At 47.8% G+C, this 11,354-nt stretch carries 12 protein-coding genes and 1 other RNA gene; 5 read left to right on the top strand and 8 right to left on the bottom strand.

Translation table 11 applies throughout. The features are described 5' to 3' along the window. Positions 1 to 193: 193 nt before the first annotated feature. A complete protein-coding gene (locus ACR0QN_RS13225) occupies positions 194 to 1,264 on the bottom strand; it encodes a methyl-accepting chemotaxis protein (protein WP_432651692.1) in 1,071 nt (356 codons plus the stop codon). Next, the gene (locus tag ACR0QN_RS13220) at positions 1,227 to 1,586 is read right to left on the bottom strand and encodes a hypothetical protein (RefSeq protein WP_432651691.1); all 360 of its coding nucleotides are present in this window, start codon (positions 1,584 to 1,586) and stop codon (positions 1,227 to 1,229) included. Before ACR0QN_RS13220 ends, ACR0QN_RS13225 begins: the two co-directional genes overlap by 38 nt. Positions 1,587 to 1,874: 288 nt before the next feature. On the opposite strand from ACR0QN_RS13220, the gene ACR0QN_RS13215 reads away from it, so the two are divergent. Both ACR0QN_RS13215 and ACR0QN_RS13210 read left to right on the top strand, forming a co-directional pair. Continuing rightward, entirely contained in the window at positions 1,875 to 4,274 is a 2,400-nt protein-coding gene (locus ACR0QN_RS13215) for a glycogen/starch/alpha-glucan phosphorylase (protein ID WP_432651690.1), read from the top strand. Between the two features lie 141 nt (positions 4,275 to 4,415). Further along, positions 4,416 to 4,814, top strand: coding sequence for a type II toxin-antitoxin system HicB family antitoxin (locus tag ACR0QN_RS13210; protein ID WP_432651689.1), 399 nt, complete (start codon positions 4,416 to 4,418; stop codon positions 4,812 to 4,814). A 122-nt stretch (positions 4,815 to 4,936) separates the two neighbouring features. Here ACR0QN_RS13210 and ACR0QN_RS13205 read toward each other — a convergent pair whose 3' ends face one another. The 5 genes from ACR0QN_RS13205 to ACR0QN_RS13185 form a co-directional block, all read right to left on the bottom strand. Beyond that, positions 4,937 to 6,112 (bottom strand): macrolide family glycosyltransferase, encoded by a 1,176-nt coding sequence (locus ACR0QN_RS13205; RefSeq protein WP_432651688.1) that lies wholly within the window; start codon positions 6,110 to 6,112, stop codon positions 4,937 to 4,939. A 13-nt stretch (positions 6,113 to 6,125) separates the two neighbouring features. Beyond that, positions 6,126 to 6,887, bottom strand: a complete 762-nt coding sequence (locus ACR0QN_RS13200) for an ABC transporter permease (RefSeq protein WP_432651687.1) — start codon at positions 6,885 to 6,887, stop codon at positions 6,126 to 6,128. Then, positions 6,884 to 7,627, bottom strand: coding sequence for an ABC transporter ATP-binding protein (locus tag ACR0QN_RS13195; RefSeq protein WP_432651686.1), 744 nt, complete (start codon positions 7,625 to 7,627; stop codon positions 6,884 to 6,886). Before ACR0QN_RS13195 ends, ACR0QN_RS13200 begins: the two co-directional genes overlap by 4 nt. Before the next feature lie 12 nt (positions 7,628 to 7,639). After that, on the bottom strand, positions 7,640 to 8,110 hold the full coding sequence (locus ACR0QN_RS13190; protein ID WP_432651685.1) for a helix-turn-helix transcriptional regulator: 471 nt from the start codon (positions 8,108 to 8,110) through the stop codon (positions 7,640 to 7,642). Between the two features lie 135 nt (positions 8,111 to 8,245). After that, a complete protein-coding gene (locus ACR0QN_RS13185; RefSeq protein ID WP_432651684.1) occupies positions 8,246 to 8,971 on the bottom strand; it encodes a histidine phosphatase family protein in 726 nt (241 codons plus the stop codon). 168 nt (positions 8,972 to 9,139) lie between these two features. On the opposite strand from ACR0QN_RS13185, the gene ACR0QN_RS13180 reads away from it, so the two are divergent. Further along, positions 9,140 to 9,340, top strand: a complete 201-nt coding sequence (locus ACR0QN_RS13180; RefSeq protein ID WP_432651683.1) for a hypothetical protein — start codon at positions 9,140 to 9,142, stop codon at positions 9,338 to 9,340. A gap of 47 nt (positions 9,341 to 9,387) precedes the next feature. Here the strand turns inward: ACR0QN_RS13180 and ACR0QN_RS13175 are convergent, their stop codons facing one another. Continuing rightward, a complete protein-coding gene (locus ACR0QN_RS13175; RefSeq protein WP_432651682.1) occupies positions 9,388 to 10,665 on the bottom strand; it encodes a hypothetical protein in 1,278 nt (425 codons plus the stop codon). Positions 10,666 to 10,823: 158 nt separating this feature from the next. Here ACR0QN_RS13175 and ACR0QN_RS13170 point away from each other — a divergent pair, with 158 nt between their 5' ends. Together ACR0QN_RS13170 and ffs are read left to right on the top strand one after the other, a co-directional pair. Next, positions 10,824 to 11,102: a hypothetical protein gene (locus ACR0QN_RS13170; RefSeq protein ID WP_432651681.1), complete on the top strand. Its 279-nt coding sequence runs from the start codon at positions 10,824 to 10,826 to the stop codon at positions 11,100 to 11,102. Positions 11,103 to 11,239: 137 nt separating this feature from the next. Then, an RNA gene (ffs, locus tag ACR0QN_RS13165) (signal recognition particle sRNA small type) lies at positions 11,240 to 11,338 on the top strand. The last annotated feature ends 16 nt before the right edge of the window (positions 11,339 to 11,354 follow it).

Raw genomic sequence — 11,354 nt, 5'->3', positions numbered from 1 at the left:
TCGCAGATAAACTTTGTTTATCATTGCGGAAGGGCGACAAGGGGCGCCGCCCCCTTGACCCCTGCCACCTTTGAAAAGGTGGACGAAACTTTTACTATGACCTTATTTGTGCAAATTTTTTCGACTAAACACTTTATCGACAAGCTGAGCCGCCTTTGGCATAGTCAAAGGCGGCTGATTTTTATGTACTTTATCAGTTGAACTCTTTTACGATATCGTTCATTCTCTTTACCTCGTCGGTAACGGAACGGGCGGTGTCGGCGCTTCTTTCGGAGGTGCGGGATATCTGCGCTACGACTTCCGCTATCTGATCCATCTTGACCTTGACAGCCTCGGCGGAAGCAGTCTGGCTCTCGGCAAGCCGCTTTATCTCCTCGGACTGTCTTGCGCTGTCCTCGGAAATGCGGATAACGTCGCCCATCTTATCGGCAATGCCCTCGGCAAGAACGGTTCCGCCCTTTACAGCCTCAATACTTGCGGCAATGAGGGAAGATGTGTTCTTTGCTGCCTCGGCGGATTTGTTTGCGAGATTTCTTACCTCGTCCGCAACTACCGCAAAGCCCTTGCCTGCGTCTCCTGCACGGGCAGCCTCAACTGCGGCGTTAAGAGCAAGGATATTTGTCTGGAATGCAATGTCCTCAATGGTTTTGATAATGCTCTCGATCTCCCGTGAAGCCTTTGCAATGTCATCCATTGCATTTACCATATTGCGGACTTCTTCGTTGCTGGCGCAGAGAGTCTCATTGCTCTTTCTTGCGGATTCGGAAGCGCTTTCGGACTCTCTGAGACTGAGATGCGCCTGCTCGGTGATATTTCCGATATCGGCAACGATATTTCCGATAGTAGCCTCCTGCTCCTCGGCGTCTGCGCTGAGAGAGGAGGATATCTGCTCCATAAGAGCTGCGGTGCTGTCAAGGCTTGAGGATATCTCAGCGATACGTGCGACCACGTCCCCCTGCTTTGCCATAAGAGCCTTGTTGCCGCTTACCTGCTCGTTCATCTGCTCGAGAAGCCCCGAGGTCTTCTGCTCGGCAGTTCTTGACTGATCTATATACTTTATGCTCTGCCCGATAAAATACCATATGAGCGTTGCACAGATGTTCATTCCGATAATGCCCTTGATAAGGAACTCCATTCCTGCGCCCTGATAGAAAAAGTCCTTGAAAAACAGTGCGCCGATAACGGCAATATCCATTATCACCCAATGTATCTTGATGTTAAGGAGGTTATAGTAAACGGAAGCGATAGCCATTGATGCCAGCATAAGGGGGAACATTCCGTGCATCTCGTGCTTTGCGGCGGATATGATGATGATCGCCAGCGGCGGATATGATGATGATCGCCAGCAGCTGACCCTGGGAGAGGATCGTTCCCTTGACCTGATTGCTGAGCTTCTTGTTCAGTATCATCACGATCGCAGGAATGATAACGCCTATTGCAATGGTGACAACGCCTGCCGCTGCGGCTCCCGAAACAAGGTTCACTATTCCGAAAATAAGGCACACGCCTGCAATAAAGAGCATATGCGTTTTAATGACCTTGTCGGAGACAGTTAACGAATTATTCTTAGCAGTTTTTTCCGTCATATTATTCACAGCCTTTACGGTTTATTATGAAGGATAAATTTCAATTTATTATAACATATTCCGACATCATTGTCAACCAAAAAGGTCCATATTTTTTAAAATCCGCCCAAGACCGCTTCCATTACCCCTTAAACGTTTACAACAGTTAATTTAATTTGTCGAATAAATATTTGTCTAATATTCCTATTGAAAAAACTGCACAGATATTTTATAATATTTTTAAGCAGATTTTTACACTTAGATAATTCAGGTCCCACAAATAATTTCGAGAAGGAGAGAAAGGAAAATATGATACCTGTTATCAACAAGGAAGATTTTGAAGAAAAACTCAGACAGGAGCTTCAGGTGGAGTTCAACGTAACTCCCATCGACGCTTCTGATAACCAGATCTACAAGGCTCTGTCAGCTGTTGTAGTCGAGCTGCTCAGAGCAAAGAGAAGAAAGTTCAGAAACCAGACCCATTCCGCAGGCAAAAAGGAAGTTTACTACCTTTCAATGGAATTCCTTATGGGTCGTTCCCTCAAGACCAGCCTTTACAACCTTGAAATAAACGATATGGTGGAGGATATCCTCAAGAAGTGGGACGTTAACATTGAGAGAATTTACGATTACGAGCCTGATGCAGGTCTCGGAAACGGCGGTCTCGGCAGACTTGCTGCCTGCTACCTTGACGGCCTCGCTACAGACGGCTATCCCGCAATGGGCTACTCCATCTGCTACGAGTACGGCATCTTCAAGCAGAAGATAGAGGACGGCTGGCAGACAGAGCTTCCCGATAACTGGCTTCCCGGCGGCGACTGCTGGCTTGTTCCCAAGACAGACAAGTCCATCGAAGTTCACTTCGACGGCGAGCTGAAGGAATACTGGGATCAGCAGTATCACCACGTTTCCTACGTTAACTACAACACCGTTGTTGCAGTTCCTTACGATATGTACGTTCCCGGCTACGACAGCGAGGGCGTTTCCGTTCTGAGACTGTGGCAGGCAAAGGCGCCCTCCTTCGATATGAAGATGTTCAACCAGGGCGACTATGCAAGAGCTTTGGGTCAGAACACCGTTGCTCAGGCTATCTCCAAGGTGCTTTACCCCAACGATAACCACCTTGAGGGCAAGAGCCTCAGATACCGTCAGCAGTATTTTATGTGCGCTGCTTCCGTAGGCGATATCGTTAACCGTCATATGTCCGTTTACGGCACTCTCGACAACCTCCACGAAAAGGTTGCTATCCACATCAACGACACTCACCCCACTCTTGCTATCCCCGAGCTTATGCGTATCCTTCTCGACGACTGCGGCTACAGCTGGGACAAGAGCTGGTATATCGTTACAAACACCTTTGCTTACACCAACCACACCGTTATGGCTGAAGCTCTCGAAAAGTGGGACGTTAACCTCGTCCGCCAGATCACTCCCCGTATCTACGACATCATCTGCGAGATCAACCGCCGCTACTGCGCAGAGCTTATGGAAAGGCTCGGCGACGGAAACAAGGTTTCCAGAATGTCCATCGTTCAGAACAACCAGATCCATATGGCTCTCCTCTGCGTATGCGCTTCTCACAGCGTAAACGGCGTTTCCAAGCTCCACTCCGAGATCATCAAGACCGATGTATTTAACAACGAATACAACTACACTCCCCACAAGTTCCAGAACGTTACCAACGGTATCGCATACAGGAGATGGCTCCTCCAGTCCAATCCCGGACTTACAGACCTCCTCTCCGAGACCATCGGCGACGGCTTCAAGAAGAACGCAATGGAGCTTTCAAGCTTTGTCAAGTATGAAAACGACAAAAAGGTACTCGACCAGCTTGCAAAGATCAAGCTTGAGAACAAGAAGCGCTTTGCTGATTATGTTCACCGCAATTTCGGCGTAGACCTCAACACAAACGCTATCTTCGACGTCCAGGTAAAGCGTCTCCACGAGTACAAGAGACAGAACCTCAATGCTCTGAACATCATTGCCGAGTACAACGCTCTGCTTGAAAACCCCGATATGGAATTTACTCCCAAGACCTATATCTTTGCGGCTAAGGCTGCTCCCGGCTACTATCTTGCAAAGCAGATAATCAAAATGATCTGGGCTCTGGGCGAGGAAATAAGAAAGAACCCCGTTATCAGCAAGAAATTACAGGTATTCTTCCTTGAGGATTACCGTGTAACAATGTCCGAGCTGCTTATGCCCGCTGCAGAAGTTTCCGAGCAGATATCTCTGGCAGGCACAGAGGCTTCGGGTACAGGCAATATGAAGCTTATGCTCAATGGTGCTCTTACTCTTGGTACACTTGACGGCGCAAACGTTGAGATCAAGGAGCAGGTCGGCAAGGACAACATATTCATCTTCGGTATGACCACCGAGGAAGTTCTTGCAAAGAAGGCTCAGGGCTACCGTCCCGAGGAATATGTAAACAACAACGAGGTCATCCGCAAGGCTCTCGCAAAGATGTACAGCGGCATCAACGGCTGCACATTCGAGGAAGTTGCAGACACCCTCAAGTTCAAGGATCCCTATATGGTACTTGCAGATTTCGACGCTTACCAGTCCGCTCAGCAGTACGTTTCCGAGTGCTACAAGGACAAGGCTAAGTGGAACAAGATGTCTCTCCACAACATCGCAGGCGCAGGCATATTCTCCGCCGACCGTGCTGTTGACGAGTACGCTAAGAACATCTGGAAGCTTACTAAGTAATTTAATTCACAGATAAAAAAATCTGCTTTCGGCACATAGGTCGGAAGCAGATTTTTTATAATTTTATAACTTTTTCGAAAGCACTTGACGGCACGTATAATACGTGCTAAAATATATAAAACAGAACAGGAGGAATACATTATGGCAAAATATGTTTATCCTGCGATATTTACAGAAGAAAAAGACGGAGGCTTCAGCATTTCTTTTCCCGATATACCAAGCTGCTATACACAGGGCGAGGATATGATCGACGGAATGGATGCCGCAAATGATGTTCTGTGCCTTCGCCTTTATGATATGGAAAAGGCAGGCGAAAATATTCCAAAGGCATCGGACGCACGTTCTATACCGGTAAATTCTGATGAGTTTGTTACTCTCATCAGCTGTGATACAATAGAATACCGAAAGTTTTACGAGAAAAAGGCTGTTAAGAAAACTCTGACCATTCCCTCCTGGCTCAACGAGATGGCTGAATCTCAACACATCAACTTCTCGGCAGTTTTGCAGGAAGCTTTAAAAGAACGTCTCAATGTTAACTGATATACTGCAAGTTACTCCCCGTTCGTGCATTAACATCGAACGGGGAGTTTTTGTTATGTGTGCTAAAATTCGCTTTAATAAAGGTTACAGTGCAGCAAATGAAAATGGTTTTGCAAAATGTCCTAACGAGATCGCTGCGGGTCGTCACCCGCCGACTCAAGGAAAGCTCTCGCTTCTGCTGCGCCGCCGCAGGACTTGAAGCTTTCGGATATCTTCTTTGCGGCATTTTTGTACTTCGTATCATTAAGGGCAGTTTCAATTGTCTTTAAAATATCGTCCTTGCCGTATGACCTCAGCATAATGCCTGCACCAAGCTCCTCTGTCCTTGCCGCAACCGCTCCCTGCTCGGGGGTCTGGGGGCAGAGTATCAGAGGCACTTCAAAATACAAGCCCTCTGAGGCGGAATTCATTCCGCAGTGGGTGATGAACACATCGGAAATTGACAGCACCGCCATCTGGTCAACGTGCTCGTAAACCTGTATATTATCGGGAAGAACGCCGAAATTATGGCTGTTTGTGCCGCAGGAAACAATTACCTGATAATCCGTTCCTTTCAGAGCCTCAATGCAGCTTCGGTATATCTCCTCGTTCTTAACCACCGTACCCATTGAAATGTAAACGGTCTTATCCGCAGTCTTTTCCATCGCCTTTTCAACGGGTCTTATGGAAGGACCAATGAAATGATACTTGTCCGAAAAGCTCTCGGCACAGGGTTGGAAATACTTGGAAGTGTAAACAATGGTGTTTGTGTCGTTGTCATTTGTGACTATCTCCATTATGCTTTTAACGGGGTAGCCCTTGTCCTGTAATCTTTTTATATGCTTGTTCGCCTTGGGCATTGTGAATATCATTTTAAACAAATCGCCAATGCCCTGCTTCATATATCTTGATGATTGGCTGTTGAATGCAAAGGTGGTGGTTGAGGAAACATAGGGGATATTGTACTTCATTGCCGTAAGCTTGCCCCAGTATGCCACAGAGTCGGAAACAATGAGGTCGGGCTTTATCTCTTTGACTTTTTCCGAAACCTTATCGTCCAGCGCAAGAGTGGAATTTACCAGAAGCTCGGCGGCAAAAGCCATATCCTTTCCCACTTTGTCGGCGTTTTCCTTGTCCTCCATCTCAAAATCACAGCCGTCACAGCTTATGAAGCTTGCCCCTGCATTTTCTATCTTTTCCTTAAACTGCTCAAAGGAGAAATAGTATACCTCGTGTCCTGCAGAGGTCATCTCCTTAACTATGCCCAGAGTAGGATTTGTGTGTCCGTGTGCGGGAATACAGAACCACGCTATTTTCATAATGACACTCCTTTTATCTGTTGTCCTTTACCATATTTTTCCTGAAGGCAATAATAGAGATCAAAACTGCCCCGATGGTGTATGCCGCAATGATAAGCATATCCGTTCCAAGATTTGCCGTACTGCCTGCCATAATGCTGCGCACCGCTCTCACCGAGTGATAGAAGGGCAGGGCAAGGCAGACGCTGCGAAGTCCGCCGCCTATACTTTCAACGTCCATCCATATTCCACCCAGCATTCCTGCGGCGGAGATGATTATGGAGCAAAGTCCCGGAGCGGCATTGCTGCCCATCACACTTCCGAAAAAAAGTCCGAAGCCTATGAACATCACCGCTGTGGGGACAAGTGACAGAAGAGCGAAAAGCACTCTTCCCACGTTCATCTGAACATCTTCCGCCGCCGCAATTACAAATGAAGCGGCGAAGGCTATCACCGACTGTATCACCGAAAGCAGGATAATAGGCAGATGATATCCTCCGATAAACTCCCACGCTTTCATCGGTGAGGCATAAAGACGGGTAAGAAATGCGCCGGTTCTGTCCTGAGACAGTAAAAGTGCCGCAAAGAGCATTACAAAGGAAAGTCCGAACACCGCAATTCCGCCCGAAAGATTGTCAATTCTGAAAACAGTCATACCCGCCTCGGGAGGTATGCTGCTGTTTACCACAGTCATAATGAGCAGCATTACAATGGGGAACCCGAGACAGAATATGTAGCTTAATGGGTCTCTGAGCAGCTCTTTGAGATTTCTCCCCGAAAATACTATGGTTCTCATACAGCTTCTTCCTTTCCGTTGCTTCTTTCGGCTATCTCGATAAATGCGTCCTCAAAGCTGTCCTTGCCTGCAAGCTTTTTCAGCTCGTCGGCCGTTCCCACTGCTCTGAGACAGCCTCCTGTCATAATTGCAATGCGGTCGCAGAGTGCCTCCGCCTCGTCAAGATAGTGGGTGGTGAGGATAATGGTCATTTTGGATTTAAGTCCCTTTATAACGTTCCAAAGCTCACGCCTTGCCAGCACGTCAAGCCCTAAAGTCGGCTCGTCAAGGAATAATATCCTCGGGGAGGTCACAAGAGCCATTGCAATGCTCACCTTTCTCTGCCAGCCCCCCGAAAGGGTCTTTGCCTTTCGGTCAAGTACAGAACCGAGAGAAAGCTCGTTTATCACTCTGTCCACCGCTCCCTGGGGGTCATCTATGCCGTAAATATCCGCCATAAACCGAAGATTTTCCTTTACCGTAAGCTTTGGGGCAACGGCGGTTTCCTGAGTGGAGAGGTTTATTATCCGCTTTACCTCATTGCTTTCGGTGACAATGCTCTTTCCGCCCAGAAAGGCTTCGCCGCTGTCGGGCTTGGTAAGGCAGGATAACATTTTTATGGTGGTGGTCTTTCCTGCGCCGTTGACCCCAAGGAGTCCGAAAAGCTCTCCCGAAGCGATGTCAAGAGTGAGGTCGTTTACAGCGGTAAGACTGCCGAAGGTCTTTCTGAGATTTTTTATCACTACAGATGAATTCTCCATAGTCCGTTCCTTTCACTCCTCATTATTTTCCGAGGGGATAACATCTGCAAGGGTGATATCCTTGCAGCCTGCGGCTTTCATTGATTTAAGCACGTCAATAAAGAAGGACGTCTTGCAGAGGGCAATTCCTCCCTGAGCCTCGTCACCAAGCACAAGGAGCATTTCCCCTTCCTTTATGCCGAATATTTTCAAAGCCTTTTTGGGTATTTTGAAGGAGCCGTCCTTTCCCACTCTGACAGCACCGAAAATATGCTTGCCACGGGGAGTTATGTCCTTTTTCTCACCGTCCGTAACAGCTTCAAAAAGACTGTCAAGGGTCACATCGTAAAGGTCGGCAAGGGCTCGGCAGTTGTAGATATCGGGCAGGCTGTCGCCGCTTTCCCACTTTGCCACCGCCTGACGGGAAACATTCAGCTTCTCCGCCACCTGCTCCTGAGACAGACCGCTCATCTTGCGAAGCCGCTTTAAATTCGATTCTATCATCTGAACCTCTCCATTCTGCGGATATAGGTGCTGTCCGCTTTCGTTATATTTATTATACGGTATTCCGAGATCCTTTTCAACCAAGCAAAGCTTACAAAAAATGCAACCGGCGGTTGCATTTTGTAAAGATATTTATCAGTCGTGGCGTTCATCGGAGTCAAAGGTCTCGCAGAAGCGTGCGGCAAAGGCAGGCGGCTCTCCCCCTGCATACAGATGACCCGTATCACCGAAGGTGTTCATTCGGAAATATGCAATGCCCTCCCTGCGCTCCTCGGTGGTGAGAACGGTCACAGAAGTGGGTGCGGCGCAGAAGCCGTGCCACAGCACTACTGGAGATATGCCCAGCAGGTGCCCCAGCATCACACATTCAACGCCGAAATGGCAGAACAGGGCAATTGTGTCCCTGTTGGGAGTTACCGCACGGTAAATATTCCCCTCCCGCTTGTAGCCGTGGCATTCAAGTATGCCGTCAATGCCGCTGTAAACTCTCTCCGCCTCGGCGATAACATTCGCCTTGTCCATTGCGGGAACGGTGTGCCACAGGTCCTTGCTGTAATACTCCTCCTTTGCCGTCCAGCAGGCAGGGAGCTGGTCCCAGGGGATACGATCCTCTCCCGTTATTTCGTCGATTATGGGAGCGTGGAACTCTCTCAGCCAGGGACAGGTCTCCCCCGTGGCATTTTTCGCTTTAAGAGTGTATTCGGCAGTCGCCTGCGCTCTGCCCAGAGGGGAGAGGTAGTAGTAGTCTATTTTTTCATTTACAAGTCTGTCTGCAAGCAAACTCGCCTCCCTGCGGCCTTTTTCGGTAAGGGAGTCGTGCTCGTAGTCGGGGTCTCCGTGACGGATAATAAGAAGCTTCATAGGTTTTGGGTGTCCTTTCTGTATATTTTGTTTATTTGGGTATCCAAAAAGTCGAGAAAATACTTTATCGGTTGATTTTTTCTGAGATATGCGGTATAATTAGTTCAGCAAAAACACGCCATTCATTGTATTATATTGTGACAACTGCTTTGAGGAGGCGATAAGACCTTGCTTGCAAAAGATGAATTTGACAAGATCTGCAGTCTTGACGATATTGCCGAACAGGCAGGCGGATTTGTGTATTACTCGGACAATTGCGAAAACTCTGTTCATTATGATTACCGTGCAATAATTGCATATTGCAAAGAAAACAATATCGAGCCTATTGATATGACCATACGTGAAATGCAGCAGTTCGTGATATGCTGATACCGCTGCCGCACACTTAGCTGTGCGGCAGTTTTTATTGACCAAAATCAGTTCAGCGAATAAGGATACCTGTACTCGCTCACCCTCCACAAGCCGTCCTCGCAGCGCTCGATAACGAAATTGCCGCCGTCAGTGTAGCCTGTGAAATTGCCCGTCTCGTCAAATTTCTCCTGCCTTGAGCGGAAAACCATTCTGTCCTTCGTAACGCTTACATCGGAAAATGTGAGAGTGCCGAGAGTAAAGTCGTATCCCCCGTCTCCCGCAATGCCGTACAGCTCGCCGTTTATGTCAGTATACCGCTGGGGAGCGGCGGCAAATATCCTTTCGGCGGTCTTAGGAGTGAAAATGCTCCTTAAATATTTTTTCAGATCCTTTACCAAGCTGAAGCGGCTGTCATCTATCCTGAAATAATAATCCGAAAGCTCGCTGTCCTCGGGGCGGGGCATTTCCACATAATTTTCCCAGTCGGAAATGTTAAAGGTGGTCATTGTGAAATACTGAGCGGCGGAATTTGCGGCTGCCCAGCAGGCATAACCGAAATAAAGGGTATTGTCCTCGGTTATCTCCTCATAGCCTGCCACCATTCGGGGAACATTGTACTCGAATTTCAGCGTTTTTATCTTAACTCTGCTCTCAATAGGACGGGGGTCGCCGTTTTCATCGTAAAGGTCGCTGTCATCTACCGTTATCTCGTAGATGAATTTATCCGGCTCGCTGTGGTAAAGCTGAGTGCGGTCAATGTAGTCGTGAACGACCTCCTCCGCCTCGCCGTCCCCGTCAGCGTCCTCGAAGCTTACCACGTTTATCTCACGCAGCTCGCCGTCCCTGTCAACGGTGTACATACGGCTTACGGAATATACGGCATTATCCCCCGACTTGTCCAGCTCCTCCTGGGTGATGTCAAAAGTAAACTGCATAATATCCGGGATATATGTATCGTCGATATCGTTCTTTATTATCTTCACCGCCGACGAAGCATAGCTTTGGTCATAGGGAAAAGAGGGTGCATAGCCTGTGGGAGCGGTTATAACGAAATCTCTCGTCTCATAGCGGTTATTTTCCACCACAACGGCTATCTCATCGGCATATTCCCCCGGCTTTAGGGTAATGAGATAGTTTTCGGCGGCTCCACGCAGCTCAAAGGAATAGCCCGAAAAAGGCTCGGGAGGTGTTTCCGAAGCTGTTTCTTCCGAAGGGAGAGATGCGCCGTTTGAGGTGAGAGACGTCCCGGCAGTCTCCTGTCCTTTATTTTTTTCGGTACAGCCGCAGAGGAGCAGGGCGGCGGTCATTAACATTAAAAATGCTTTTTTGGTGCGCTTTGTCATGATAAACATCCTTTCTGAATTTTATTATAGCAGATACGGCTTTGATTTGCAATTACAATTGGGTTACAGTATGGCGGACTTTATATAAATATACTTGATTTTTCGGCCGTATAGTGGTATAATTATTACAGAGAAAACAACAGGGGGAGGCGCTTTCTGTGACCTTTGACATTATTTCCGAAGAAAGAAAAAGCGAGAGCGTCAACGCTATTCTTGAAATGAGCAAAGACGAAAAAATGCGTGAATATATTCGTCAGAGAAACAAGGCGGAAAGAGATTACGAGTCGGGGCTTATAAATGCAAGAAGGCAGGGAAGAGCTGAGGGGAAAGCAGAGGGAAGAGCTGAGGGTATTACCGAAGAACGTAAGAGAATTATCGCAAGGCTCAAGTCGGGAGGCATGACAGATGAAGAAATATCAAGTCTTCTCGGAAGCTGAGTTCAATACCGCCGCTGAGAAAATCGGCGGCGGAAAATATGTTTTCACGTCTTTCAAATTTTTTCAAAAAAACTCTTGCAATTTAAAAAGTAATATGCTATAATGTAATTCAGATGGTCGCAATCCGATATATAGGTGTGCGGGCCCTGTGCAACAAAACACCGTGAACCATGTCAGGCGGGGAACCGAGCAGCATTAAGCGGTACGTTTCGTGTGCCGCAGCAAGCCTGCACACCTATGTATCGGATTTTT

It is taken from the genome of Huintestinicola sp. (assembly GCF_050874005.1).
Lineage (GTDB): Bacteria > Bacillota > Clostridia > Oscillospirales > Ruminococcaceae > Huintestinicola.
This window is presented reverse-complemented; position numbering and strand designations above follow the sequence as displayed.

What these genes read in the sequence shown, in the direction of transcription:
- ACR0QN_RS13225 (WP_432651692.1), bottom strand. Translation starts at nt 1,264, where the DNA reads ATGCTGGCATCAATGGCTATCGCTTCCGTTTACTATAACCTCCTTAAC.
- ACR0QN_RS13220 (WP_432651691.1), bottom strand. Translation starts at nt 1,586, where the DNA reads ATGACGGAAAAAACTGCTAAGAATAATTCGTTAACTGTCTCCGACAAG.
- ACR0QN_RS13215 (WP_432651690.1), top strand. Translation starts at nt 1,875, where the DNA reads ATGATACCTGTTATCAACAAGGAAGATTTTGAAGAAAAACTCAGACAG.
- ACR0QN_RS13210 (WP_432651689.1), top strand. Translation starts at nt 4,416, where the DNA reads ATGGCAAAATATGTTTATCCTGCGATATTTACAGAAGAAAAAGACGGA.
- ACR0QN_RS13205 (WP_432651688.1), bottom strand. Translation starts at nt 6,112, where the DNA reads ATGAAAATAGCGTGGTTCTGTATTCCCGCACACGGACACACAAATCCT.
- ACR0QN_RS13200 (WP_432651687.1), bottom strand. Translation starts at nt 6,887, where the DNA reads ATGAGAACCATAGTATTTTCGGGGAGAAATCTCAAAGAGCTGCTCAGA.
- ACR0QN_RS13195 (WP_432651686.1), bottom strand. Translation starts at nt 7,627, where the DNA reads ATGGAGAATTCATCTGTAGTGATAAAAAATCTCAGAAAGACCTTCGGC.
- ACR0QN_RS13190 (WP_432651685.1), bottom strand. Translation starts at nt 8,110, where the DNA reads ATGATAGAATCGAATTTAAAGCGGCTTCGCAAGATGAGCGGTCTGTCT.
- ACR0QN_RS13185 (WP_432651684.1), bottom strand. Translation starts at nt 8,971, where the DNA reads ATGAAGCTTCTTATTATCCGTCACGGAGACCCCGACTACGAGCACGAC.
- ACR0QN_RS13175 (WP_432651682.1), bottom strand. Translation starts at nt 10,665, where the DNA reads ATGACAAAGCGCACCAAAAAAGCATTTTTAATGTTAATGACCGCCGCC.